This window comes from Barrientosiimonas endolithica (genome assembly GCF_030296655.1).
Taxonomy (GTDB): domain Bacteria; phylum Actinomycetota; class Actinomycetes; order Actinomycetales; family Dermatophilaceae; genus Barrientosiimonas; species Barrientosiimonas humi.
Genome location: NZ_AP027735.1, coordinates 3,279,159 through 3,300,461 on the forward strand (window position 1 = coordinate 3,279,159; position 21,303 = coordinate 3,300,461).

Annotated in this window: 25 protein-coding genes; 10 read left to right on the top strand and 15 right to left on the bottom strand. The window is 72.8% G+C overall.

Annotated elements, in window-relative coordinates:
- The first annotated feature begins 18 nt into the window (after positions 1-18).
- The 4 genes from QUE40_RS16530 to QUE40_RS16545 all read left to right on the top strand — a co-directional run bounded on the left by QUE40_RS16530 (position 19) and on the right by QUE40_RS16545 (position 4,533).
- Positions 19-708 (top strand): AMP-binding protein, encoded by a 690-nt coding sequence (locus QUE40_RS16530; protein ID WP_289231654.1) that lies wholly within the window; start codon positions 19-21, stop codon positions 706-708.
- The gene (locus QUE40_RS16535) at positions 671-2,014 is read left to right on the top strand and encodes an acetoacetate--CoA ligase (protein ID WP_289231655.1); all 1,344 of its coding nucleotides are present in this window, start codon (positions 671-673) and stop codon (positions 2,012-2,014) included. Before QUE40_RS16530 ends, QUE40_RS16535 begins: the two co-directional genes overlap by 38 nt.
- 73 nt (positions 2,015-2,087) lie before the next feature.
- On the top strand, positions 2,088-3,536 hold the full coding sequence (locus QUE40_RS16540; protein ID WP_142007031.1) for a sugar porter family MFS transporter: 1,449 nt from the start codon (positions 2,088-2,090) through the stop codon (positions 3,534-3,536).
- A gap of 52 nt (positions 3,537-3,588) precedes the next feature.
- A complete protein-coding gene (locus QUE40_RS16545) occupies positions 3,589-4,533 on the top strand; it encodes a helix-turn-helix transcriptional regulator (protein ID WP_142007032.1) in 945 nt (314 codons plus the stop codon).
- 28 nt (positions 4,534-4,561) lie between these two features.
- On the opposite strand, the gene QUE40_RS16550 is transcribed toward QUE40_RS16545, so the two are convergent.
- Together QUE40_RS16550 and QUE40_RS16555 are read right to left on the bottom strand one after the other, a co-directional pair.
- Complete coding sequence (locus QUE40_RS16550) at positions 4,562-5,215, bottom strand: NAD(P)H-binding protein (protein ID WP_142007033.1); 654 nt, start codon at positions 5,213-5,215, stop codon at positions 4,562-4,564.
- A 65-nt stretch (positions 5,216-5,280) separates the two neighbouring features.
- Positions 5,281-6,378 (bottom strand): DNA glycosylase AlkZ-like family protein, encoded by a 1,098-nt coding sequence (locus QUE40_RS16555; protein ID WP_289231656.1) that lies wholly within the window; start codon positions 6,376-6,378, stop codon positions 5,281-5,283.
- Between the two features lie 159 nt (positions 6,379-6,537).
- Here QUE40_RS16555 and QUE40_RS19485 point away from each other — a divergent pair, with 159 nt between their 5' ends.
- The 4 genes from QUE40_RS19485 to QUE40_RS16570 all read left to right on the top strand — a co-directional run bounded on the left by QUE40_RS19485 (position 6,538) and on the right by QUE40_RS16570 (position 8,377).
- A complete protein-coding gene (locus QUE40_RS19485) occupies positions 6,538-7,209 on the top strand; it encodes an MsnO8 family LLM class oxidoreductase (protein ID WP_350226996.1) in 672 nt (223 codons plus the stop codon).
- Positions 7,206-7,535 (top strand): LLM class oxidoreductase, encoded by a 330-nt coding sequence (locus QUE40_RS19490; RefSeq protein WP_350226997.1) that lies wholly within the window; start codon positions 7,206-7,208, stop codon positions 7,533-7,535. Before QUE40_RS19485 ends, QUE40_RS19490 begins: the two co-directional genes overlap by 4 nt.
- An 84-nt stretch (positions 7,536-7,619) precedes the next feature.
- The gene (locus tag QUE40_RS16565; protein WP_289231657.1) at positions 7,620-8,057 is read left to right on the top strand and encodes an SRPBCC domain-containing protein; all 438 of its coding nucleotides are present in this window, start codon (positions 7,620-7,622) and stop codon (positions 8,055-8,057) included.
- Positions 8,054-8,377, top strand: coding sequence for an ArsR/SmtB family transcription factor (locus QUE40_RS16570; RefSeq protein WP_289231658.1), 324 nt, complete (start codon positions 8,054-8,056; stop codon positions 8,375-8,377). The genes QUE40_RS16565 and QUE40_RS16570 overlap by 4 nt, the downstream gene beginning before the upstream one ends.
- A gap of 44 nt (positions 8,378-8,421) precedes the next feature.
- Here QUE40_RS16570 and QUE40_RS16575 read toward each other — a convergent pair whose 3' ends face one another.
- The 7 genes from QUE40_RS16575 to QUE40_RS16605 form a co-directional block, all read right to left on the bottom strand.
- Positions 8,422-8,697: a type II toxin-antitoxin system RelE family toxin gene (locus QUE40_RS16575; protein ID WP_289231659.1), complete on the bottom strand. Its 276-nt coding sequence runs from the start codon at positions 8,695-8,697 to the stop codon at positions 8,422-8,424.
- Positions 8,694-8,927: a type II toxin-antitoxin system Phd/YefM family antitoxin gene (locus tag QUE40_RS16580; protein ID WP_433997017.1), complete on the bottom strand. Its 234-nt coding sequence runs from the start codon at positions 8,925-8,927 to the stop codon at positions 8,694-8,696. Before QUE40_RS16580 ends, QUE40_RS16575 begins: the two co-directional genes overlap by 4 nt.
- A 99-nt stretch (positions 8,928-9,026) precedes the next feature.
- Entirely contained in the window at positions 9,027-10,052 is a 1,026-nt protein-coding gene (locus tag QUE40_RS16585; RefSeq protein ID WP_289231661.1) for an aldo/keto reductase, read from the bottom strand.
- Positions 10,049-10,495, bottom strand: coding sequence for a MerR family transcriptional regulator (locus QUE40_RS16590; RefSeq protein WP_289231662.1), 447 nt, complete (start codon positions 10,493-10,495; stop codon positions 10,049-10,051). The genes QUE40_RS16585 and QUE40_RS16590 overlap by 4 nt, the downstream gene beginning before the upstream one ends.
- A gap of 44 nt (positions 10,496-10,539) precedes the next feature.
- Positions 10,540-10,932 (bottom strand): type II toxin-antitoxin system VapC family toxin, encoded by a 393-nt coding sequence (locus tag QUE40_RS16595; RefSeq protein ID WP_289231663.1) that lies wholly within the window; start codon positions 10,930-10,932, stop codon positions 10,540-10,542.
- The gene (locus QUE40_RS16600; RefSeq protein WP_142007043.1) at positions 10,929-11,177 is read right to left on the bottom strand and encodes a type II toxin-antitoxin system VapB family antitoxin; all 249 of its coding nucleotides are present in this window, start codon (positions 11,175-11,177) and stop codon (positions 10,929-10,931) included. Before QUE40_RS16600 ends, QUE40_RS16595 begins: the two co-directional genes overlap by 4 nt.
- A gap of 120 nt (positions 11,178-11,297) precedes the next feature.
- Positions 11,298-11,858 (bottom strand): YceI family protein, encoded by a 561-nt coding sequence (locus QUE40_RS16605; protein ID WP_142007044.1) that lies wholly within the window; start codon positions 11,856-11,858, stop codon positions 11,298-11,300.
- Between the two features lie 88 nt (positions 11,859-11,946).
- Here QUE40_RS16605 and QUE40_RS16610 point away from each other — a divergent pair, with 88 nt between their 5' ends.
- The gene (locus QUE40_RS16610; protein ID WP_289231664.1) at positions 11,947-12,435 is read left to right on the top strand and encodes a MarR family winged helix-turn-helix transcriptional regulator; all 489 of its coding nucleotides are present in this window, start codon (positions 11,947-11,949) and stop codon (positions 12,433-12,435) included.
- Here QUE40_RS16610 and QUE40_RS16615 read toward each other — a convergent pair.
- The gene (locus QUE40_RS16615; protein ID WP_142007046.1) at positions 12,426-12,845 is read right to left on the bottom strand and encodes a VOC family protein; all 420 of its coding nucleotides are present in this window, start codon (positions 12,843-12,845) and stop codon (positions 12,426-12,428) included. The two genes, QUE40_RS16610 and QUE40_RS16615, sit on opposite strands and share 10 nt — an antisense overlap.
- A gap of 156 nt (positions 12,846-13,001) precedes the next feature.
- Between QUE40_RS16615 and QUE40_RS16620 the strand changes: the two genes are divergently transcribed.
- The gene (locus tag QUE40_RS16620; protein WP_142007047.1) at positions 13,002-14,453 is read left to right on the top strand and encodes a M16 family metallopeptidase; all 1,452 of its coding nucleotides are present in this window, start codon (positions 13,002-13,004) and stop codon (positions 14,451-14,453) included.
- Between the two features lie 15 nt (positions 14,454-14,468).
- Here the strand turns inward: QUE40_RS16620 and QUE40_RS16625 are convergent, their stop codons facing one another.
- The 5 genes from QUE40_RS16625 to QUE40_RS16645 form a co-directional block, all read right to left on the bottom strand.
- The gene (locus QUE40_RS16625; RefSeq protein ID WP_350226998.1) at positions 14,469-14,930 is read right to left on the bottom strand and encodes a GNAT family N-acetyltransferase; all 462 of its coding nucleotides are present in this window, start codon (positions 14,928-14,930) and stop codon (positions 14,469-14,471) included.
- Between the two features lie 12 nt (positions 14,931-14,942).
- Complete coding sequence (locus QUE40_RS16630; protein WP_289231665.1) at positions 14,943-16,004, bottom strand: NAD(P)-dependent alcohol dehydrogenase; 1,062 nt, start codon at positions 16,002-16,004, stop codon at positions 14,943-14,945.
- A gap of 70 nt (positions 16,005-16,074) precedes the next feature.
- Positions 16,075-17,304: an exodeoxyribonuclease V subunit alpha gene (gene recD, locus QUE40_RS16635; protein ID WP_350227172.1), complete on the bottom strand. Its 1,230-nt coding sequence runs from the start codon at positions 17,302-17,304 to the stop codon at positions 16,075-16,077.
- Positions 17,187-17,990 carry an AAA family ATPase gene (locus QUE40_RS16640; RefSeq protein WP_289231666.1) on the bottom strand — a complete coding sequence of 268 codons (804 nt, stop codon included), beginning with the start codon at positions 17,988-17,990 and terminating at the stop codon, positions 17,187-17,189. The genes recD and QUE40_RS16640 overlap by 118 nt, the downstream gene beginning before the upstream one ends.
- Positions 17,991-18,511: 521 nt before the next feature.
- Positions 18,512-21,301, bottom strand: a complete 2,790-nt coding sequence (locus tag QUE40_RS16645) for a UvrD-helicase domain-containing protein (protein ID WP_289231667.1) — start codon at positions 21,299-21,301, stop codon at positions 18,512-18,514.
- Positions 21,302-21,303 lie beyond the last annotated feature (2 nt).

Below are 21,303 nucleotides of genomic sequence, written 5' to 3' on the forward strand. Positions count from 1 at the left end.
GGGGTCTAGCGTGCGGATGTGAGCGAGCCGCAGCCGATCTACCTGCCCAGCCCGGACCGCGTCGAGCGGTCGCGGATGACCGCCTTCCGACGGCTGGTGGAGAGCCGGCACGGGGTGGCGCTCCCGACGTACGACGACCTCTGGCAGTGGTCGGTCGCGCACCTGCCGGAGTTCTGGGCGGCGGTGTGGGACTTCTTCGGGATCGCGGGCGACTACGACCAGGTGCTCGCCGACGAGGCGATGCCGGGCGCCCGCTGGTTCACCGGAGCGCAGGTCAACTTCGGCGGCTGGATCCTCGACCAGGGTGACCCCGACGAGGTCGCGATCGTGTCGGTCGACGAGTCCGGGGAAGCGCGGGAGTGGACCCGGGCGCAGCTGACCACCGAGGCGCTCGGGCTCGCAACGACGTTGCGCCGCAACGGGATCGGCGAGGGCGACGTGGTCGCGGGATACCTGCCCAACGTCGGCGAGGCGATCGTCGCCTTCCTCGCGACGGCGACCGTGGGCGCGACCTGGACCAGCGTGGGGCAGGACTACGCCCCGGGTGCCGCCGTCGACCGCTTCGGCCAGCTCGCACCGGTCGCGCTGGTCTGCGCCGACGGCTACACCTGGAACGGCACCGCTCACGACCGGGTCGCGGCCAGCGAGGAGCTGCGGGCAGCGCTCCTCCGTGCGCCTCGGCGTCATGGTGCGGCGGAGCGGTCGTGACTCCTCGCCCGCGGGCGACCCGACCGCCCCCGTCGCGGCCGCGGGCTGGATGTCGTACGACGACGCGGTCGCCGACCCCGACCCCGCCGTACGTCCGGTGCCGCTGGCGTTCGACGCTCCCCTCTGGGTGCTGTTCTCGTCGGGGACGACCGGGCTGCCCAAGGGCCTCGTGCACGGCCATGGGGGCGTGCTGGTCGAGGCGCTGAAGACCGCCGGGCTGCACGAGGACCTGCAGCCGGGCGACCGCTACTTCTGGTTCACCTCCCCGAGCTGGGTCATGTGGAACACCCAGCTGCACGCGCTGGCGGTCGGCGCGAGCGTGGTCTGCTACGACGGCTCACCGACCCACCCCAGCCCCGACCGGCTGTGGCAGATCGTGGCCGACCACGGCGTGACGCTGTTCGGGGTGAGCCCTGGATTCCTGCAGGCGTCGGAGGGCGCCGGGCTCGACCCCGCGCGCGAGCACGACCTGTCGCGGCTGCGGGCGATGGGCTCGACGGGCGCGCCGCTGCCCGCCCACTCCTTCGCCTGGGTGCGCGACCACGTCGGTGACCTGCCGCTGTGGTCGCTGAGCGGCGGCACCGACGTGGCCAGCGCGTTCGTCTCCGGCGCGCCCCTCGTGCCGGTCTGGGCGGGCGAGATCTCCACCCGGTGCCTCGGCGTCGCGGTGGCCGCGTGGGACGACGAGGGCCGGCCGCTGGTCGGGGAGGTCGGTGAGCTCGTCGTCACCCGTCCGATGCCGAGCATGCCGCTGCGGCTGTGGGGCGATGACGACGGATCCCGTTATCAGGACTCGTATCTCGCGACCTACCCCGGCGTGTGGCGGCAGGGTGACTGGATCACGGTCACCGAGCGCGGGTCGGTCGTGATCCACGGTCGCTCCGACGCGACGCTCAACCGCAACGGTGTGCGCATGGGCAGCGCCGACATCTATGCCGCGGTCGAGCGCCACCCCGCCGTGGTCGAGGCGCTCGTGGTCGGGTGCGAGCTCCCGGACGGCGGCTACTGGATGCCGTTGTTCGTGCACCTCGCCGAGGGGCAGGAGCTCACCGACGAGCTCGTGGCCGAGCTGCGCGAGGAGATCCGGCGCGCCGCGTCGCCGCGGCACGTGCCCGACGAGGTGATCGCGGTCGAGGGCGTCCCGCACACCCGCACGGGCAAGAAGCTGGAGGTGCCGGTGAAGCGGCTGCTGCAGGGGGCTGCGCTCGAGAAGGTGGCCCAGGCTCAGGCCGTCGACCGGCCCGAGCTGCTGCGGACGTACGTCGGTCTCGGGCGGGGCGCGCCGCCAACGGCTCAGGGGGAGTAGCGTTTTCCTGTTCCGCAACACGCCTTCCGCCTGACCGGCACCGCCGGCCGCGCGGCCGGAGCAGGAGGTCCCCATGAGCGAGCACGGCCCGGCCCCGGAAGCCGAGTCCATCTACGACGAGTCAGACACCAGCACCGGCCGCAGCGCGGTGCGCATCGCGTCGGTCGCCGCCCTCGGCGGCTTCCTGTTCGGATATGACAGCGCGGTCATCAACGGCGCGGTCTCGGCCATCGAGCGGGAGTACCAGGTCGGGTCCGCCGAGCTCGGATTCGCTGTCGCCTCAGCACTTCTCGGCGCCGCAGCCGGCGCGGTCTTCGCCGGGCGGCTCGCCGACCGGGTCGGCCGCCTGTCGGTGATGAAGCTCGCCGCCGTGCTCTTCTTCATCTCCGCGTTCGGCACCGGTTTCGCCAACAGCCTGATGATGGTCGTGATCTTCCGCATCGTCGGCGGCCTCGGCGTCGGAGCCGCCTCGGTCATCGCGCCGGCCTACATCGCCGAGATCGCGCCGGCCAAGATCCGTGGCCGCCTCGGCTCGCTGCAGCAGCTCGCGATCGTGTCCGGAATCTTCATGTCGCTGCTCATCGACTACCTGCTCGCGCGGGCCGCCGGCGGGTCGAGCGAGGAGCTGTGGCTCGGCCTCGAGGCCTGGCGCTGGATGTTCTTCGCGATGGCCATCCCGGCCGTGATCTACGGCGTGCTGTCGCTGACGATCCCCGAGTCGCCGCGCTACCTCGTCGCGACGCACAAGGTGCCCGAGGCGCGCAAGGTGCTCACCACGCTGCTCGGTCAGAAGAACCTCGACATCAAGATCGACCAGATCCAGCGCAGCCTCTCCCGCGAGAAGAAGCCGTCGATGGCCGACATCAAGGGCCCGGCGATGGGTCTGATGCCGATCGTGTGGATCGGCATCGGGCTGTCGGTCTTCCAGCAGTTCGTCGGGATCAACGTGATCTTCTACTACTCCAACGTGCTGTGGGAGGCCGTCGGGTTCAGCGAGGACGACTCGTTCAAGATCACCGTCATCACCTCGGTGGTCAACATCCTCACCACGCTCATCGCGATCGCGACCGTCGACCGCATCGGGCGCAAGCCGCTGCTGATCATCGGCTCGATCGGCATGACGATCTCGCTCGGTGTCATGGCCCTCGTGTTCGGCACCGCCTCGACCGTCACCAACGCCGCCGGCGAGGTCACCCCGGTGCTCGAGGGGGCGCAGGGGCCGATCGCGCTGGTCGCGGCCAACGTCTTCGTCATCGCGTTCGGCATGTCGTGGGGGCCGATCGTGTGGGTGCTGCTCGGCGAGACCTTCCCCAACCGCATCCGCGCCGCCGCCCTGTCGCTGGCCGCGGGTGCCCAGTGGGTCGCGAACTGGCTGATCACCGTGTCGTTCCCGTCGCTCAAGGACGTCTCGCTCGGCCTGGCGTACGGCCTCTACTGCCTCTTCGCCCTGCTCTCGCTGATCTTCGTGAAGAAGTTCGTGCAGGAGACCAAGGGCAAGGAGCTGGAGGACATGACCGGCTGAGCGTGCGTGCGGCAGGCTTGGTGGGCGTACGCCATCGACCAGGAGGTCGCGCATGCCCCGCGCCGCCAACCCGACCGCGCGAGCCCTGCTGGCCCTCGAGGCGATCCAGAACACCCCCGGCATCACCGCCCAGCAGCTGGGCGAGCGGCTCGGCGTGACCGAGCGGGCGGCCCGCCGCTACGTCGGCACGCTGCGCGAGGCCGACCTGCCGATCGAGTCGACGACCGGGCCGTACGGCGGGTATCGCGTCGGCCGCGGCCTGCGCCTCGCCCCGCTCATGCTCTCCCCCGCCGAGTCGCTCGGGCTGGTGATGGCGGCGCTGGAGGGGCACCGCGCGGCGGCCGAGCCGTCCGACCCGGTCGGCGCGGCGATCGCCAAGCTGGTGCGGGTGCTGCCGCGCGAGCTGGCCGAGCCGGTGCGCAGCACGTGGGAGCGCACGGCGGCGCCGAGCATCCGGCCGCAGCTCGACCCCGACCTCACGTCGCGGCTGGTGCTGGCATGCGCGGCGGGGCGCCGGCTGCGGCTGGACTACCGCATCGGCGAGAAGACCCGCGAGATGGAGGTCGACCCGTGGGCGGTCGTGCTGCGGCACAGCCGGTGGTACCTGCTGTGCTGGTCGCACACCGCCGGAGCGCAGCGGGTGCTGCGGGCCGACCGCATCGACGAGATCCACGCGCTGCCAACGGTTTTCGACCCGCCCGACGACCTGGACGCCCTCACCGCGCTGGAGGACCACCTGGCCCAGGGCTGGGAGCACGAGGTCGAGGTGATCATCGACGCGCCGGTCGAGCAGGCGCGCTACTGGGTGCGGCGCAGCCTGGGAAGCCTTGAGCCCGTGGGGGACTCGCAGTCGCGCCTGCGGGCGACGACGAACACGCCCGACTGGTTCGCCCGCCAGCTGGCGACCATCGAGGTGCCGTGGCGGGTGGTCGGGTCGGAGCCGCTGCGTCAGGCCGTGCGCGAGCTCGGTCGGCAGCTGGGCGAGTCGGCGGGGTGAGCCGGCGAGGGCGTACGGCCCCCGGTGGTCACTCCACGAGGCTCTGGACGGCCTCGGCCACCGGCACGTCGCCGGCGTTGAACTCGAACGTGACGTTCTTGACCTCGGGGTTGTCGACGACCGCCGCGATCACGGCGGCGACGTCGGCGCGCGGCACCCCGGTGCCCTCGGTGTCGCCGACGCTGACCGTGCCGGTGCCGGGCTCGTCGAGCAGGCGGCTGGGACCCAGCACCACCGCGTCGACGTCGGCGGCCCGCAGGTAGGCGTCGGCCGCGGCCTTCGCCTCGGCATAGGTGAAGAAGCCCTCGTCCTCCGGAACTCCGTGGTCGGGGCCGGCGCCGAAGTAGGACACCATCACGTAGCGCGGCACCTGGGCCACCTGGGAGGCGCCGATCGACCGGATCGCGGCGTCCCGGTCGACCGCCTCGGTGCGCTCGGGGTCGCCGCCGCCGGCCCCCGCCGACCAGATCACGACGTCGTGCCCCTCGACCAGATCCTGCATGTCCTCGGGCTCGAGCTGCTCCACGTCGGCGACGATCGGGTTGGCCCCGGTCGCGGCCACCTCGTCGCGGTGGTCGGGGTTGCGGATCACCGCGTCGACGGTGTGCCCGGCGTTGACGAGGAGCGGCTCGGCGAGGAGGGCGATCTTGCCGTGCCCGCCGAAGATGAGGATCGAAGCCATGCCCAAACCGTATGTCGCCGCCCCTTCGCGCACGACCACCCGTGGGGAGATGCGCGGGCCGGGGGCTACCCGCTCGGGGTGAGCTCGTGCCCGACCAGGGCGGACAGGCGGGCGACCTCGGCGTCGTACGCCTTCGCCACCGTCGCGCTCGGCTCGTCCAGCCAGGCGGTGTGCAGCCTGTCGTCGCCGACCCGCCAGGTGCCGCTCACCACGCCGTCGACCACGATCGGCGCGACCCCGCGCGTCATGTCCTGCCGCGTGGCCGGCGGCACGACCCAGGTGTGCTTGGTGCCGGGGCCGAAGACCCAGGCGTCCTTGCCGGGGAGCATGACGACCCGCCCGGCCGCCTCCGTCTCGAGCAGCTGGTCGACGAGATCGCCCGCGTGCCAGACCTTTTCGCCGTCGACGTCGACCTCGACCAGCCGGTCGGTGACGTCGTCGAGCCACCGCTCCACGCGCGACCGGCCCGCGCTCAGCCCGTCGCCGAGCCAGTGGTGCACGTCGGCCCTGGTCGCCGGGCCGTAGGCCGCGAAGTAGTCCAGCACCGCGGCGCGCCCGGCCTCGTCGAGGTCGGGCAGACCGCGCCAGCCGCTGGTGGCCTCGGGGCTCTGCAGCAGCATCGGGCCGTCGAGGCCGGGCCCGAGCACGATGTCGCCCTGCCAGGAGAACGGCTTGAGCAGGGTGATGTTCGGCTCGGCGAACTGCGGTGCCAGATGGGCGAACCGGCGCGCGCGCGCGAGCTCGTCGGCGACGGCCTGCGGCGGCACCGGTCCGTCGGCGACCACGCCGCGCACGATCTCGCGCAGGTCCGGCCAGTCGTCGGGCTGCAGGTCGTAGAACTCGACCCAGCTCTTGCGCGCCCACTGCCGCCCGGCGGCCCGGATCACCAGGAAGCGGCCGGCGGTCGCCGGCTCCATCAGGCTGACCGCACCCCGGGCCCAGGTGCGCAGCAGCCGGCCCTCGCCCAGCGCGCGCTGCACCTCACTGGGCGGGCCGGGCGAGGCCAGCCGGCGGCGTACGGCCAGGTCGGGGTCGCTCCCGAAGATCGCCAGCATGCCGAGGGTGCGCACCACCTCGACAGGGTCGGCCGCGCCGTCGAGCAGGTGCTGGCGGCGCAGGCGCCAGGCGAGGGCCTGGGCTCGGGTGACCTTCGGGCGGGGCATGAGGTCATCATGGCCGGGATCGGGGCGCGTGGGTCTCGATACGCCGCTCGGCCGGCGCCTCGCGGCTGCTCGACCAGCGTGGGGGTGCTCAACAGGCTCGGGCGAGGGAATAGCGGGCGGGCGGGCGCTGCTGCACCTGACGTGCCTAGTTCGTCCCGTGTGCCGCTGTCCGTGCTCGACCTGGTGCCGGTGGCGTCCGGCACCGGGGCGCGCGAGGCGATCAACCAGTCGCTGAAGCTGGCCCGCCTCGCCGATTCCCTTGGATACCAACGCTATTGGTACGCCGAGCACCACAACTCCGTCGCGTTCGCCTCGTCCGCGACGTCGCTGCTGATCGGCCGCGCCGCCGAGCACACCGAGCGCATCCGGCTCGGCTCCGGTGGCGTCATGCTGCCGAACCACAGCCCGCTCATGGTCGCGGAGTACTACGGGACGCTGGCGGAGATGTACGGCGACCGGATCGACCTGGGGCTGGGTCGCGCGCCGGGCACCGACCCGATCACCGCAGCGGCGCTGCGGCGCGGCGCGGCGACGACCGACACGTTCGTGCAGGACGTCGTCGACCTGCACCGCTACCTCGCGCCGCGCGACGAGGAGCAGCTGCGCCAGCAGGTGCGTGCCCTGCCCGGCCAGGGCACGCAGGTGCCGCTGTGGATGCTCGGCTCGAGCCTGGACGGCGCCGCGGTCGCGGCCTACCTCGGCCTGCCGTACGCGTTCGCCTCGCACTTCGCCCCCAGCTGCGGCACCAGGCGCTGGCGCTCTACCGCGAGCGCTTCTCCACCGAGTTCGAGACCGCTCAGCTGCCGCAGGCGTACAGCATGGCCGGGGTGAACGTGCTGGTCGCGCCGACCGACGAGGAGGCGGCGTTCCTGTTCACCACCGCCCAGCAGATGGCCGCCGGCATCCGCACCGGGCAGCGGGTCAAGCTGCAGCCGCCGGTGGACGACCTCGACGCCGCGATCGGGCCGGAGGTGGCGCGCTTCGTCGACGGGTTCCAGGCGGTGCGCGCCGTCGGGTCGCCCGAGACGGTGGTGCGCCAGCTCGAGGCGATCGTCGCCGACCTGGAGGTCGACGAGCTCATCGTGACGACGTACGCCTTCGACCCGGCCCACCGGTTGCGCAGCTTCGAGCTGCTGGCCCAGGCCTGGCAGGCGTAGTAACCACTCGGTGCAACCTGGGGGTTGCAGATGGGTGCTCGTGTGTGCAACCGTAGAGTTGCACATATCGGACGAGGAGATCCCATGAGCACCAGCACCGTTCAGGACAGCATCCGCCGGCAGATCACGATCGACGCGCCCGTCGACCTGGTGTGGCGTCTCGTCTCCACCCCCGGGTGGTGGATCAACGACGGCGAGGTCTTCGAGCACGACACGACCGTCGACGGCGACACCACGACCCTGCACTGGAAGGGCGCGGACTACCCCATCCGCACGCTCGCCACCGACGAGCCGAGAAGCGTTGCCTTCCAATGGGGTTCGGGCCGCAGCGACGAGACCGACGCCCCGCGCACACGCATCGACTTCACCCTCGAGCAGACCGGCGACGGCGTGCTCGTCACGGTCGTGGAGTCCGGGTTCGCGGCGTACGCCGACGCGGCCGAGGCGACGGGGACGTACGGCGAGAACGTGGCCGGCTGGGAGCAGGAGCTGGCCGCCGCGAAGACCGCGCTGGAGCGATGAGCCGGCTCGACCCCGACACGTTCGCGGCGCTGGCCGACCCCAACCGGCAGGCGATCCTGGAGATGCTGGCGGAGGCCGACGGGCGCACCGCCGGCGACATCGCCGAGGGCGTCGGCATCTCCCGGCAGGGCGTGCTGAAGCACCTGCGGGTGCTCACCGGCGCCGGCCTGGTCGGGTCACGGCGCTCGGGGCGCGAGGTGCGGTTCACCGTGCGCCCCGAGCGGCTGCGCGCCACCGCGCGCGACCTCGACGCTGTGGCAGCCCAGTGGGACCGCGCGCTGCTGGCCCTCAAGCGCGCGGCGGAGTCGGCGCGCGACTGAGTGTGTCGCGTCACTCGCGATCACGCACGCTCCTGCAGCAGTCGTCAACGCTGTCGATAGGCATGCGCACGGTGCTCGATGCGACCGATCAGAAGCACCCGCTGGTCTTCGTGGATCTCGACGATCACCCGATAGTCGCCCCGACGAGCAACGTGCCAACCCTCCAGCTCGAACCGCAAGGGCTCTGACAGTCGACGAGGGTTGCTGGGGAGGGTGCGCGTCACGAACTCCACGATCGCGGACGAGACCTTCTCGGGCAGCTGGCCCAGCGACCGGATCGCCCCGGGAGCGAGCTCGACACGCCAGCCCGATTCGGTCACGCCAACCCGTATCGCTGACGCAGCTCGTCCCCACTCACCGATTCGCCCGACGCGAAGTCGACGCGAGCCTGGTTGAGCTCGTCGACCGCGCCGGGCGTGGACAGCACCCGGAGCGTCTCGTGCAACGACTCCAGGTCGTCGGCCGACATCAGCACCGCAGCCGGGTGCCCGTGCTTGGTGATGCGGATGATCTCGTGAGTGCTCGCCGCCTCGTCGACCAGAGACGACAACTTGTCTTTCGCCTCACTCAGCGCCACAGACCTCATGCGGCAAGAATAGCCTCAATATTGGCCTGTAACGAGCCTCGTTCATAGCCATGGGCGGTCGCGTCACTCGCGGTTGCTGGAGATCCACTGCGGGTCGGTGAACGTCAGCTGCCGGTCGCCCTGCACGAGGTCGGCGGCGGCGTCGAGCCGCTGCAGCTGCTCGTCGCTCAGCGTCAGGTCGAGCGAGCCGGCGTTCTCGGCCATGCGAGACGCCTTGCGGCTGCCGGGGATCGGCACGACCGGCAGCCCGAACCGCTCGCCCTGGGCGAACAGCCAGGCCAGCGCGACCTGCGCGGGCGTGGCGCCCAGCTCGTCGCCGACCGCGGCGATGACCTCGACCACGCGCTGGTTGGCGTCGTAGTGCTCGGCGAACCGCGGCTCGGCCTTGAGCACGCCGCCGGCGACCGCCTCCCGGGTCATGGCGCCGGTGAGGAAGCCGCGACCGAGCGGGGAGTAGGGCACGAAGCCCGCGCCGACCTCGCGCGCAGCCGGGACGACGTTGGTCTCGACGTCGCGCGACCACAGGCTCCACTCGCTCTGCACCGCGGCGATCGGGTGCACCGCCGCGGCCGCGCGCAGCTCGTCGGCCGTGACCTCGGACAGGCCCAGGTGGCGCACCTTGCCGGCCTGCACGAGCTCGGCCATCGCGCCGACGGTCTCCTCGATCGGGCGCGTCAGCTCGCGCCTGTGCATGTAGTAGAGGTCGATGGTGTCGACCCCGAGACGACGCAACGAGTCGTCGCAGGCGGCGAGGACGTACGCCCGGTCGCCGCGCGCGGCGGTGGCGCCGTCGCCCACCGCACCGGTGATGCCGAACTTCGTGGCCAGCTGCACCTCGTCGCGCCGGGTGCGCAGCACCGTGCCGACCAGCTCCTCGTTGGTGCCGGCGGGGCCGGTCGTGCCCGGCCGCGGCTCGCCGTAGACGTCGGCCGTGTCGATGAACGTGATGCCGAGGTCGATCGTCTCGTTCAGGGTGCGCTCGGCGGCCTGCGGCTCGATGCCGCCGTAGACGTGGCTGAGGGCCATGCCCCCGAAGCCGAGCCGGCTCACGGTGAGCCCCTGACCGAGGTCGATGGTGCCGATGCTCATGCGAATCTCCTTTGCTGAGAACGGATCCCGGGATCCGTGACGGGAGTCTCGGCGCAGTCGAGGCCGCGCTCGATGAGGTCTTCGTAGTGCGAGATCTTGTGGTCGACGGCGGCCAGGTCGTCGCGCAGCTGCGCCTGCTGCTCGAGCAGGCGCACGCGGTGCTCCAGCAGCAGGTTCATCCGCCGTCCGTGCGTCGCGGCGCCCTCGCCGACCATCACGCAGAACTCCTTGACCTGCGCGATCGGCATGCCGGTGCGCCGCAGCCGCACGACGAGCTGCACCATGCGCACGGCCGCGTCGTCGTACGTCCGCCGCCCGGACGGCGTGCGCGGCACCGGCGGGATCAGGCCTTCGCGCTCGTACCACCGCAGGGCGTCCTGGCTGAGACCCGTGCGCTCGGCGACGGCGGCGATGCCGAGCTCGGGGGTGCTGGTCGTGGTCACGTCAGTGACGCTAGGTCCTGGAGCGCACTCCAGCGCAAGACGGTTCAGCGAAGAGCCGCGCGGACGTCGGTATGGGTGAAGTCGTCGCCCACGAACAGGAGGGGTTCGTCACGCACGACGGCGAGCGCGTAGGAGAAGCAGTCCCCGAAGTTGAGTCGTGCCGCGTGCCCGGAGCCACGGCCGAAGTCGCGGTAGGCCTGCCGCGCCACGGCCGCCATCTCGGGCGTCACGTCCACGACGGCGATGCCGAGCGTGCTCAGCAGGGTGTCGAACTGGCGGGACAGCGCAGGATCTCGGCGGGCGTCCACCACGACCGCAGCCTCGACGTAGGTGGCCGCGGACATGGCCGTCGAACGGTCACGCATCAGCGTCACCAGCTCTTGCGCCCTGGGCTCGTCGTTGAGGACGGCGACCAGCGCGGACGAGTCGACGATCACCGCGGCAGGCCGGCCTCGTCGTAGAGCTCGTCGGTCGTGAGCCGGCCGCCGGTCCGGCTCACGCGATCGCGCATGTCAGCCAGCAGCCCGTCGAGCTCTTGGCTCCCGGCGTCGTCCTCGCGCCCCAGCTCTGCCAGCAACCGCTCCAGCGCCAGCTCCACGGCACTCGTCTGGGAACGACCCGTGCGCCGCGCCACCTCACGCACGAGGTCGTGCACACGCTCGTTCTTGATGTTGAGGCTCATGGTAGACACCACTCTATCAAGGGTAGACGTCTACCGCCCCGGCCGCGGGCAGACAAGAACCGGGCCGATCAGCTGATGCTGATCGGCCCGGCTGGAGGGTCATGCGGGTGGTGCTGCGGCTCAGGCCTGCTTGATCGCCGAGACCTCGAACTCGAGGGTGATCTTCTCGCTGACCAGCACGCCGCCGGTCTCGAGCGCGGCGTTGAAGGTGATGCCGTAGTCGTTGCGGTTGATGACCGTCGAGCCCTCGAAGCCGATGCGCTCGTTGCCGAACGGGTCGGTGGCGGCGCCCTCGAAGGTGAACGGGACGGTGATCGGCTTGGTGACGCCCTTGATGGTCAGGTCGCCGGTCAGGTTGAGCGTGTCGCCCTCGACCGAGCAGCCGGTGGAGTGGAACTCGATGGTCGGGAACTGCTCGATCGCGAGGAAGTCGCCGCTCTTGACGTGACCGTCGCGCTGCTCGTTGCGGGTGTCGAGGCTCGCGACCTGGATCGTGACGTCGACCTTGGCGTCGTTCACGCCACCGTTCGCCACGGCGCTGCCCTCGAACTCGTTGAACGAGCCGCGGACCTTGGTCACCATCGCGTGCCGGGCGACGAAGCCCATGCGGCTGTGGGCGGGGTCGATGGCGTACGTGCCGTCGAGGTTCTGCAGGCCGGAGAGGTTGGTGGTGGTCGTCACTGGGGGACTCCTTGTCGGTTCGGTGATCCGTCAACTACAGAGTTCCAGAACGTTGGTGATGTGTCAACTATTCCGGTACGCTGTTCGCATGACCACCACCGAGACGTCCTGGTTGAGCGACCAGGAGCAGCGGGTGTGGCGCCAGTGGATCCGGGCCTCGTGGGCGCTGCCCGCCGAGCTGAACCGCCACCTGCAGGAGTTCTCCCTGAGCATGCAGGACTACGGCGTGCTCGTCTGCCTCACCGACACCGAGTCAGGGCAGCTGCGGATGAGCGACCTCGCCGACCTGATGCACTGGGACCGCTCGCGCCTGTCGCACCACATCACACGCATGAGCACCCGCGGCCTCGTGGAGCGGCGGCACTGCGCCGAGGACGGCCGCGGCGCCTTCGTCGCCGTGACCGACCAGGGGCGCGCCAGCATCGAGCGCGCGGCGCAGCGTCACGTCGACGGCGTGCGCGAGCTGTTCTTCGACGGCATGACCGAGGACGAGATGCGCGCGCTGGAGTCGGTGACCTCGCGCCTGCTCGAGCGCCTCGAGGGCGACAAGCGCCCCGGGGGCGCGGCTCAGGCCTGAGCGTCGCCGGCGATGTTGACCATCCAGGCGATGCCGAACCGGTCGATGCACATGCCGAACTCGTCGCCCCACATCTGCTTCTCCAGCGGCATCGCGACCTGGCCGCCCTCGGACAGCCGGGTGAAGGAGTGGCGCAGCGCGTCGGCGTCGTCGCCGCTGAGGCTGATCGAGATGGTGCTGCCCTCGCGGTAGGGCATGCCCTCGGGGGTGTCGCTCGCCATCAGCGTGTAGCCCGCGGGCGTCTCGAGCATCGCGTGCATGACCTGCTCGGGCACGATGCCGGGCGCCTGCGCCCCGGCCTCGCCGAAGGTCGTCAGCTGCAGGTCGCCGCCGAAGACCGACTGGTAGTGCTCCATGGCCTCCCGGGCCTGGCCGCGGAAGCTGATGTAGGGGTTGAGGCGGGACGCCATCGCGTGCTCCTTGGTGGACGGGCTCGGTGCGTGGCCGGGCGGGCGTGGGCTGGTGACGCACGCATCACGGTAGGGCCCGCCACCGACAGGCGCGGCTCGTCGGCAGCATTCCGCCAATCCGGCTCGCCGGCACCGGCGCCGCGATACCTTCCCGCCGTGCAGCAGACGACGATCGAGGGTGTCCGCACCCTGTGGGCCGATATGCCCGGCCCGTTCCGCGCCGCTCTGGTGGTCGGCATCGGCGCGCGCGACGAGACCTTCCCGACCTCCGGGCTCGCGCACCTGCTGGAGCACGTCGTGATGTCGCGCATCGGGCGGCGCCCGATCGACAACAACGCCGAGGCCACCACCGACGCCACCGTGTTCTCTGCGATCGGTGAACGGTCCGACGTCCTGCAGTTCCTGCACGACGTCTGCCTGCAGCTCGCCCGCCCCGACACAGCCCGCATGGCCCACGAGGCCAAGGTCATCGCGATCGAGTCGGGGATGTACGACTCCCCCGGCGCGACCATCGCGCTGCAGGCCCGCTTCGGCTGGCGCGGCCCCGGCCTGGCCGCCGGGCCCGAGCCCGCGCTCGACCAGGTCACCCCGGAACAGCTGCTCGACCTGGTGTCCCGGCTGGTCACCCGGGACAACTGCGTGCTCGCGATGACCGGGCCGCCCGGTGACGACATCCGGCTGCCGCTGCCCGACGCGCCCGCACGGCGCGCCCCCGAGCCGACACTGCTTCCTCGCAGCACTCCGGCCATGATCCAGGCGCCCGAAGGGGCGCCGGTGACGCTGTCGTACCTCACGCGAAGCCCCGCCGTCGGCCTGGCGACGATCCTGCGCGAACGGCTCATGGACCGGCTGCGGCACGACCTGGGCATCAGCTACGACATCAGCGACGACACCCTGCCGCTGCAGGCGGGCTGGCTCACCGCGATCGCGGCCGACTTCGCCCCGGACGCCGAGCCCGACGTCGCGCGGGTGATGCGCGAGGAGGTCCTCGGGCTGGCGAACCGGCCGCCCGACGCGGGCGAGCGGGCCCACGCCGCGCGAATGGCGGAGCTGCAGCTGAATGACCCCACGCAGCTGACGGGCTACCTGGGGTTCTCCGCCGTGCGACTGCTCGCGGGCCTCCCGGTGCTCACCCCGGAAGAGATGCTCGCGCGCGAGCTGGCCGAGCTGGAGCCGGCGCGGCTGCGCGAGGCCGCGGCCCATGCCGTGGCCACGATGCTCGTGCACGTGCCGATGGAGGAGCTGCCCGAGGTGGTCGGCCTCGCGGTGACGACCGAGCTGTACGACGGCCCCACCTTCGGCGACCGGCGGCACCGCCGGCGGACGGTGCGGCCGGTGCCGCGCAGCCTCGAGGTCAGCGTGGGCGAGGACGGCATCTCGATGCACCTGCGCGGGGAGCACATCGGCGCGCCGTGGTCCGACGTCGTCGGTGTCGCGCACCACGAGGACCAGCGGATGGTCGTCTTCGCCGACGGCAACACCGTCTGGTTGCGTGCCCGCGACTTTCGCGACGGCCAGCGGCTCATCGAGACGGTCGACCGGGCGACGGCAGGCCGGCGCTTTCACGACCCGGGCATCGACCCGATGGCGGAGGAGCCTCAGGGCTGAGACGAGCCCCGGTCGCTACGGCAGCGACCGCGTCATGAACGCGCTGTTCGAGTCGGGCGCGTAGTCACCGAACGGGGCGCAGTCGACGAAGCCGGCGCTGGCGTACAGCGCGCGGGCGGGGGCGAAGAACTCCATGCTCCCGGTCTCCAGCGAGACACGGGTGACCCCGCGTGCTGTCGCGTCGGCGAGCGCGTGCTCCAGCAAGGCGCGACCGATCCCCTGCCCGCGGCGCAGGGGATCGGCGCGCATGCTCTTCAGCTCCTCGTGGCCCGGCTCGACCGGCGCGAGCGCGACCGTGCCGACGAGGTGCGGTCCGTCGTGAGCCGACCACAGACGTACGCCGGGGGCGCGGAGCCCGTCGAGGTCGAGCGCGTGCTGGCTGCAGGCCGGAGCCGTGGGGGCGATGTCGGCGAGGTGGTCGCTCAAGAACCGCGCCAACGCCGGATCGTCGAGGTCAGCGACGCGAATCTGCAGCACCCGCAACGTGATTCAGGCGCCGGGCTGAATGGTCGCGACGTCGATGACGTAGCGGTAGCGCACGTCGCCGGCCACGACCTTGTCGTAGGCCTCGTCGACCTGCGAGGCGTCGATCGTCTCGACGGTGGCGCCGATGCCGTGCTCGGCGCAGAAGTCGAGCATCTCCTGGGTGTCGGGGATGCCGCCGATCATCGAGCCGGCCAGCACCTTGCTGCGACCGACGACCGCGCCGGGCGCGAAGGCGTAGTCACCCGTCGGCAGTCCGACGTTGACCAGCGCGCCGTACGGCTTGAGCAGGCCGAGGTAGTCGCCCATCGGCAGGTCCGCGCTCACCGTGTTCAGGATCAGGTCGAAGGAGCCGGCGAGGCGCTCGAAGGTCTCGGGGTCCTTGGTGGACAGCTGGTGCGCCGCGCCGTACGTCGCCGCGTCGTCGGCCTTGTCGAGCGTGCGGGAGAGCACGGTCACCTCGGCGCCCATCGCCGCGGCCAGCTTGACGCCCATGTGGCCCAGGCCGCCCATGCCGACGACGGCGACCTTCTTGCCGGGCCCGGCGCCCCAGCGCTTCAGCGGGGCGTAGGTCGTGATGCCGGCGCACAGCAGCGGCGCGGCCTGGTCGAGCGGCAGCCCGTCGGGGATGCGGCAGGCGAACCGCTCGGACACGACGATGGACTGGGCGTAGCCGCCCAGGGTGATCTCGCCGTCGTAGCCCTCGTCGCCGTAGGTGAACACGGCGCCCTTCTCGCAGAACTGCTCCTCGCCGTTCTTGCACATCTCGCACTCGCCGCACGAGTCGACCATGCAGCCGACGCCGACCTGGTCGCCGACCTGGTGGCGGGTGACGGCCGGGCCGACCTCGGCGACGACGCCGGCGATCTCGTGCCCGGGCACCATCGGGAAGGTGCTCTGGCCCCACTCCTCGCGCACCTGGTGGATGTCGCTGTGGCAGATGCCGGCGAACCGGATGTCGATGCGAATGTCGTTGTCGCGCAACGGTCGCCGCTCGATCGTGGTCTGCTCGAAGGGGGCGTTGGCGGCGGGGGCGGACAGGGCGGGGGTCGTGGTGGGGGTGCTCACCGGCCCACGCTAACCCCGCCCGGGCGCCACCCCGCAAACGTGTCCGCCCAGGGTGCGCGGCGCCCTCCGCTCAGGCCGGTACGCCGGTGTCGCCTCCCCCGTCGGCCGCACCCAGGCGCTGGGCGAGCCCGCTCGCCCGGTGGGTGCGGCGGGCGATGGCGGCGCGCAGCACCTCGGGGGTGCCGACCACCGTGACGTGCCGCTGGGCGCGGGTGACCCCGGTGTAGAGCAGCTCGCGGGTGAGCAGCGGCGAGTCGAGCTCGGGCAGCAGCACCGTGACGTGCTCGGCCTGGCTGCCCTGCGCCTTGTGCACCGTCATCGCGTGCATCGTCTCGATGTCGCTGAGCCGCGACGTGGGCAGCAGGCGACGCCCGCCGGTGGTCTCGAGCTCGGCGCGCAGCACCCCGTCGACCGAGCGGATCACGACGCCGGTGTCGCCGTTGAGCAGGTCGTTGGCGTAGTCGTTGCTCGTGACGAGCAGCGGGCGGCCGGGATACATCGGCGTCCAGAAGGTCTCGCCGGTCTCCTCCGACACCCACTGCTCGACGAGCCGGTTCCACGCCGAGACGCCGAACGGCCCGGTGCGGTGGGCGCACAGCAGCCGGTGGCCGGCCAGCGCCCGCAGCGCGCCCTCGCCGTCACCGGCGGCGGCCCGCCGACGCAGGTCGACGGCCTGGCGCACCAGACGGTGGCGCACGTCGTCGGGGTCGGCGACCAGGTCGACGTCGTCGGCGTCGGCCAGCACCGCGAGGGCGCGGTCGGCGTCGCCGTCGCGGATGGCCTGCGCGAGGTCGCCGATGCCGCCGCCGAAGCGGTAGGTGTGGGTGAGCCGCACGACGGGCGGCCCCAGCCCCGGTCGTACGCCGTCCCCACCCGACGCCTCGACCTCGACCTCGTCGCCCGCGGCACCCTCGACCGCGTCCTCGTCGCCCGCGCGCCCGCGCAGACCGGCCACCAGGTCGGCGAGCACGGCCCCCGCGTCGACCGACGCGAGCTGGTCGGGGTCACCGACGACGACGAGCCGGGTGGCGGGGCGCAGCGCCTCGAGCAGCCGCGCCATGAGCGTGAGCGACACCATCGAGGCCTCGTCGACGACCACGACGTCGTGCGGCAGCCGGTTGCGCCGGTCGTGCCGAAAACGGTTGCTGCTGCCCGGTTTCCAGCCCAGCAGGCGATGCATCGTCAGCGCCTCGAGGCCCTCGATGCGGGCCTGGTCGGCCGCGGACATGTCGGCGGCGGCGCGGGTGACGGCGTCGCGCAGCTGGGCCGCGGCCCGGGCGGTGGGGGCGCACAGGGCGATGCGCAGCCGGTGGCCCCCGGGCGCTGCTCGGCCTGCTCGACCAGCAGCGCCAGCAGCCTGGCGACGGTGGTGGTCTTGCCGGTGCCGGGGCCGCCGGTGAGCACGGTGGTGCCGCGGGTGACCGCGACCCGGGCCGCCGCGCGCTGCTCGACCGGGTCGTGCCGCCCGTCGCCACCGTCGCCCGCGGCGTCACCGACCGGCGGGAAGAGCCGCTCCAGACCGGTCGCGAGCAGGCTCTCGTCGTGCGTCTCGGCGGTGGCCTGCATCCGCTGCTCGAGGTCGCGGGCGACCTGCACCTCCTGCTCGTGGTAGCGGTCGAGATAGATCAGGCCGTGCTCGACCCGCAGCACCCCGGTGGCGACCAGCGGGCTGTCCTGCACCTGCTCGAGCCACCCGGCCGGCTCGGGCCACTCGATCTCGACGCGGGGGTCGACCGCCGCGCCCAGGTCGAGGCAGGTGGACCCGCTGACGACGGCGTGCACCGCGAGCGCGAGGGCGAGCAGCACCGGCTCGCGCTCCTCCCCCGCGAGGCGCCCGACCCGCACCGCGGTGTGCACGTCGGCGGCGGTGATCGCGCCGGCCTGGTTGGCCTCGCGCAACAGACCCTCGGGGGCGCGCTGCGCCAGCCGCCGGTCGTCGGGCGAGGTGGGCTCGAACAGCGTCGACCCGGTGACGAGCTCGCTCATGCGGCACCCCCGCCGCGCGCCGGCCGTCGAGCAGGTCGGACAGCGCCTCGACGAGCGCGACCGGTGGCCGCCAGGAGAAGACCCCGGTCGGGTGCCCCTCGACGATCGGGGTCTCGGGGCCGCACATCCCGCGCAGGTAGAGGTAGAGCACGCCCCCGAGGTGCCGCTCGGGCGCGTAGTCGCTCAGCCGCCAGCGCAGGAAGCGGTGCAGCACGACGGCGTACAGCAGCGCCTGCAGCGGATAGCTGGAGTGGCCCATGGCGGCGGCGAGCTGGCGCGGGCCGTACGCCGCGGCGGTCAGCGGCTCGTCGGCCGGCCCCAGCCAGTTGGTCTTGTAGTCGACGACCAGGTATCGCTCCCCCACGCGCAGCACCACGTCGACCGAACCGGTGAGGTATCCGCGCAGCGTCTGACCGCCGAGCTCGGGCTGGTCGAGCGCCTCGGCATAGTCCCGCAGCGGGTCGCCGTCGGGCAGGTGCCGACGCAGCAGCGGCGCCACCTCGCCGAGCGTGACGTCGGAGTCACCGGCGGCGCCCGCGACGAGGTCGCCACCGACCAGCGGCAGCTCGAAGTCCATCTCGCACAGGCGATCTCGGCGCCCGATGTCGGTGAGCGTCGACTCGCCGACCAGCGGGCCGAGCGGGCTGGTGCACACCTGCACCAGCGCGTCGGCGAGCGCCCCTGGTCGAGGTCGGGCACCGGCCAGCGCACCAGCTGCTCGCGGACGTGGGAGGCCAGCTCGGCGCGCAGGTCGTCGGCCTGCGGGTCGGCCTCCTCGAGCACGGCGTGCACGAGCGACCCGAAGGTCGCGCCGACCGGCAGCTCCCCCATCGGGGAGGGCACGTCGCCGAACGGCAGCTCCAGCACGGCCGGGGGCTCGGGCACCGGCGGCTCGTCGTCCTTGACGGTGACCTCGGGCTCGCTGGTGGCGGTCGTCGACTCGCCCTGGGCGACGCTGAGCGCGGTGTACGACGTGCGTCGCCACTGCTCGTCGATCGTGCGTGACCACGCGCGCACCGCCAGCTCGGCCTCGGGCGCGGCGTCGGGGGCACCGCCACCGGCTGCTCGTCGGCCGCCTCGACCACGGGGCCGCCGGCCTCCTGCCACGCTGCGAACCGGGCCTGCGCCGCGGCGTCGTCGGGCAGCCCGACCGCGGTGGGCAGCTCGCCGTCGCCGGGCTGCCGGCCGAGCAGCAGCCGGTGCAGCGCGGCGTGGTTGGCGTTGGTGCTCGGCGACCACCAGGTGACGACCTGTGACTGGGCGCGGGTGAGCGCGACGTAGAAGAGCCGCAGCGCCTCGCCGTCGCCCTCGGCCTTGGCGCGGGCGACGTGGTCGGGAGCAGGGTCGCCGCCCACGTCGAGGCACCGCTGGGTGCCGTCGGGCCCGCCGTGGAACTGGGCCGGGTCGGGGACGCGCTTGACGAACTCGTCGGCGACGAACGGGAGGTAGACCAGGGGGTACTGCAGGCCCTTGCTCTTGTGGATCGTCGAGAGCTGCACCGCCCGGCTGTCGCTGTCGAGCCGGCGCGAGCGCGGGGTCACGCCGCCGGTGTCGACGTCGGCGATCTGCCGCCGCAGCCACGCGGTGAGCGCGACGAGACCGAAGCCCTCGTCGAGCGTGACCTCGTGCAGCAGCTCGGTGACGTGCCGCAGGTCGGTCATCAACCGCTCGCCGCCGAGGTGACGCAGCACCCGGCCCGACAGGCCCGTCGCGAGCGCCGCCTCGAGCAGGGCGGGGACGCCGCGCAGCGCGAACAGCTCGGCCCACCGCCGCAGCTGGGCGGCGACCCGGTCGGTGGCCTCGGGGTCGGCGTCGATCTCGGCGGCGGTAAGCCCGATCATCGGGGTCAGCGCCGCGGCGCGCACCCGGCCCGAGCGGTGCGGCTGCTCCATCGCCTCGAGCACCGCCAGCCAGTCGCGACCGGCCTCGGACGCCAGCACGCTGTCGGTGGACGCGATGACCGACGGCACCCCCACCCGCCGCAGCGCGGCCTGCACCTGGAAGAGCTGGCTGGTGGTGCGGGTCAGCACGGCCAGGTCGCCCGCGTCGAGGGGCCGGCCGTCGAACCGGGCCCCCGAGGCGAGCACGCGGGACACGTCGGCGGCCAGGTCGGCCGCGATCGCCGGCCGCGTCACGCCGACGGTGACCGCCCGGCCGGTCGTCTCGCCGAGCTGCTCGCGGGTGAGCACCCGCAGGCGCCACGGGGCCTCGTGGCCCGGGGGCAGGCCGGTGAGGCGGTGCCCGTCGTGCTGCGCCGCGACGTCGTGCACGACGATCTCGGGGTCGCCGAGCGCGACCCCGCGCAGCACCGCCTGCTGCGCCGCGACGAGCGGTGCGTCGGCGCGCCAGTTGCGCCCGAGGGTCTGACGCGTGCCGGCCGTACGGCTCGCGGCCAGATAGGTGACCACGTCGCCCCCGCGGAAGGCGTAGATCGCCTGCTTGGGGTCGCCGATCAGCACGAGGGTGCTGTGGCCGCTGAACGCGCGGTCGAAGACCTGCCACTGCACCGGGTCGGTGTCTTGGAACTCGTCGACCAGCACGACCTTCCAGCGGCGGCGCATCCGCTCGCGGGCGGGGGCGTCGGGGTCGGCCAGCGCGTCGGCGAGCTGGCTGAGCAGGTCGTCGAAGCTGAGCACGCCGAGCAGTCGCTTGCGCCGGTCGAGCTCGGCGCGCACGTGCTGGGCGAACCCGGCCCGCCGCCCGGGCACGGTGTCGCGGTCGGCGGCCGGCTCGAGCCGGGCCTGCGGGTCGCCGACCGCCTGCCGCGCGACCTCGAGCGCGGTCGCCCGGTCGAACGCCGGCGGCTCGGCGCTGCGGCCGAACCCGCGCAGGTAGGCGTCGTCGACCACCTCGACCAGCAGGTCGTCGAGGTCTTCGACCAGCTGGGCGTCGGCGTCGGTGTCGCCGGCCACCCCGAGCCCGCGCAGCACCAGCTGGCAGAACTGGTGGATGGTCGCGATCGTCGCGCCGTCGAAGGAGGTCAGCGCCTCGCGCAGCCGGCGACGACGCGCGGCGAGCTCGGCGTCGGACCCGGTGAGCAGCAGGTCGACCAGCGCGTCGGACCGGTCGGCGGTCTCGGGCTCGGCGAGGGCGCGCTCGGCGCCGAGCAGCTGGGCGCGCACCCGCTCGCGCAGCTCCTGGCTCGCGGCGCGGCTGAACGTCACGACCAGCAGCTCGTCGAGCGTGGCCCGCCCCTCGGCGACGTAGCGCGTGACGAGCGCCCCGATCGTCCAGGTCTTGCCGGTGCCGGCGCTGGCCTCGAGCATGACCGTGCCGGTCGGCAGGTCGTCGCAGATGTCGAAAACGTCCATGG

Coding starts and splice junctions, on each gene's coding strand:
- QUE40_RS16540 (WP_142007031.1), top strand. CDS start 2,088: ATGAGCGAGCACGGCCCGGCCCCGGAAGCCGAGTCCATCTACGACGAG.
- QUE40_RS16545 (WP_142007032.1), top strand. CDS start 3,589: ATGCCCCGCGCCGCCAACCCGACCGCGCGAGCCCTGCTGGCCCTCGAG.
- QUE40_RS16550 (WP_142007033.1), bottom strand. CDS start 5,215: ATGGCTTCGATCCTCATCTTCGGCGGGCACGGCAAGATCGCCCTCCTC.
- QUE40_RS16555 (WP_289231656.1), bottom strand. CDS start 6,378: ATGCCCCGCCCGAAGGTCACCCGAGCCCAGGCCCTCGCCTGGCGCCTG.
- QUE40_RS16565 (WP_289231657.1), top strand. CDS start 7,620: ATGAGCACCAGCACCGTTCAGGACAGCATCCGCCGGCAGATCACGATC.
- QUE40_RS16570 (WP_289231658.1), top strand. CDS start 8,054: ATGAGCCGGCTCGACCCCGACACGTTCGCGGCGCTGGCCGACCCCAAC.
- QUE40_RS16585 (WP_289231661.1), bottom strand. CDS start 10,052: ATGAGCATCGGCACCATCGACCTCGGTCAGGGGCTCACCGTGAGCCGG.
- QUE40_RS16600 (WP_142007043.1), bottom strand. CDS start 11,177: ATGAGCCTCAACATCAAGAACGAGCGTGTGCACGACCTCGTGCGTGAG.
- QUE40_RS16610 (WP_289231664.1), top strand. CDS start 11,947: ATGACCACCACCGAGACGTCCTGGTTGAGCGACCAGGAGCAGCGGGTG.
- QUE40_RS16615 (WP_142007046.1), bottom strand. CDS start 12,845: ATGGCGTCCCGCCTCAACCCCTACATCAGCTTCCGCGGCCAGGCCCGG.
- QUE40_RS16640 (WP_289231666.1), bottom strand. CDS start 17,990: ATGAGCGAGCTCGTCACCGGGTCGACGCTGTTCGAGCCCACCTCGCCC.
- QUE40_RS16645 (WP_289231667.1), bottom strand. CDS start 21,301: ATGGACGTTTTCGACATCTGCGACGACCTGCCGACCGGCACGGTCATG.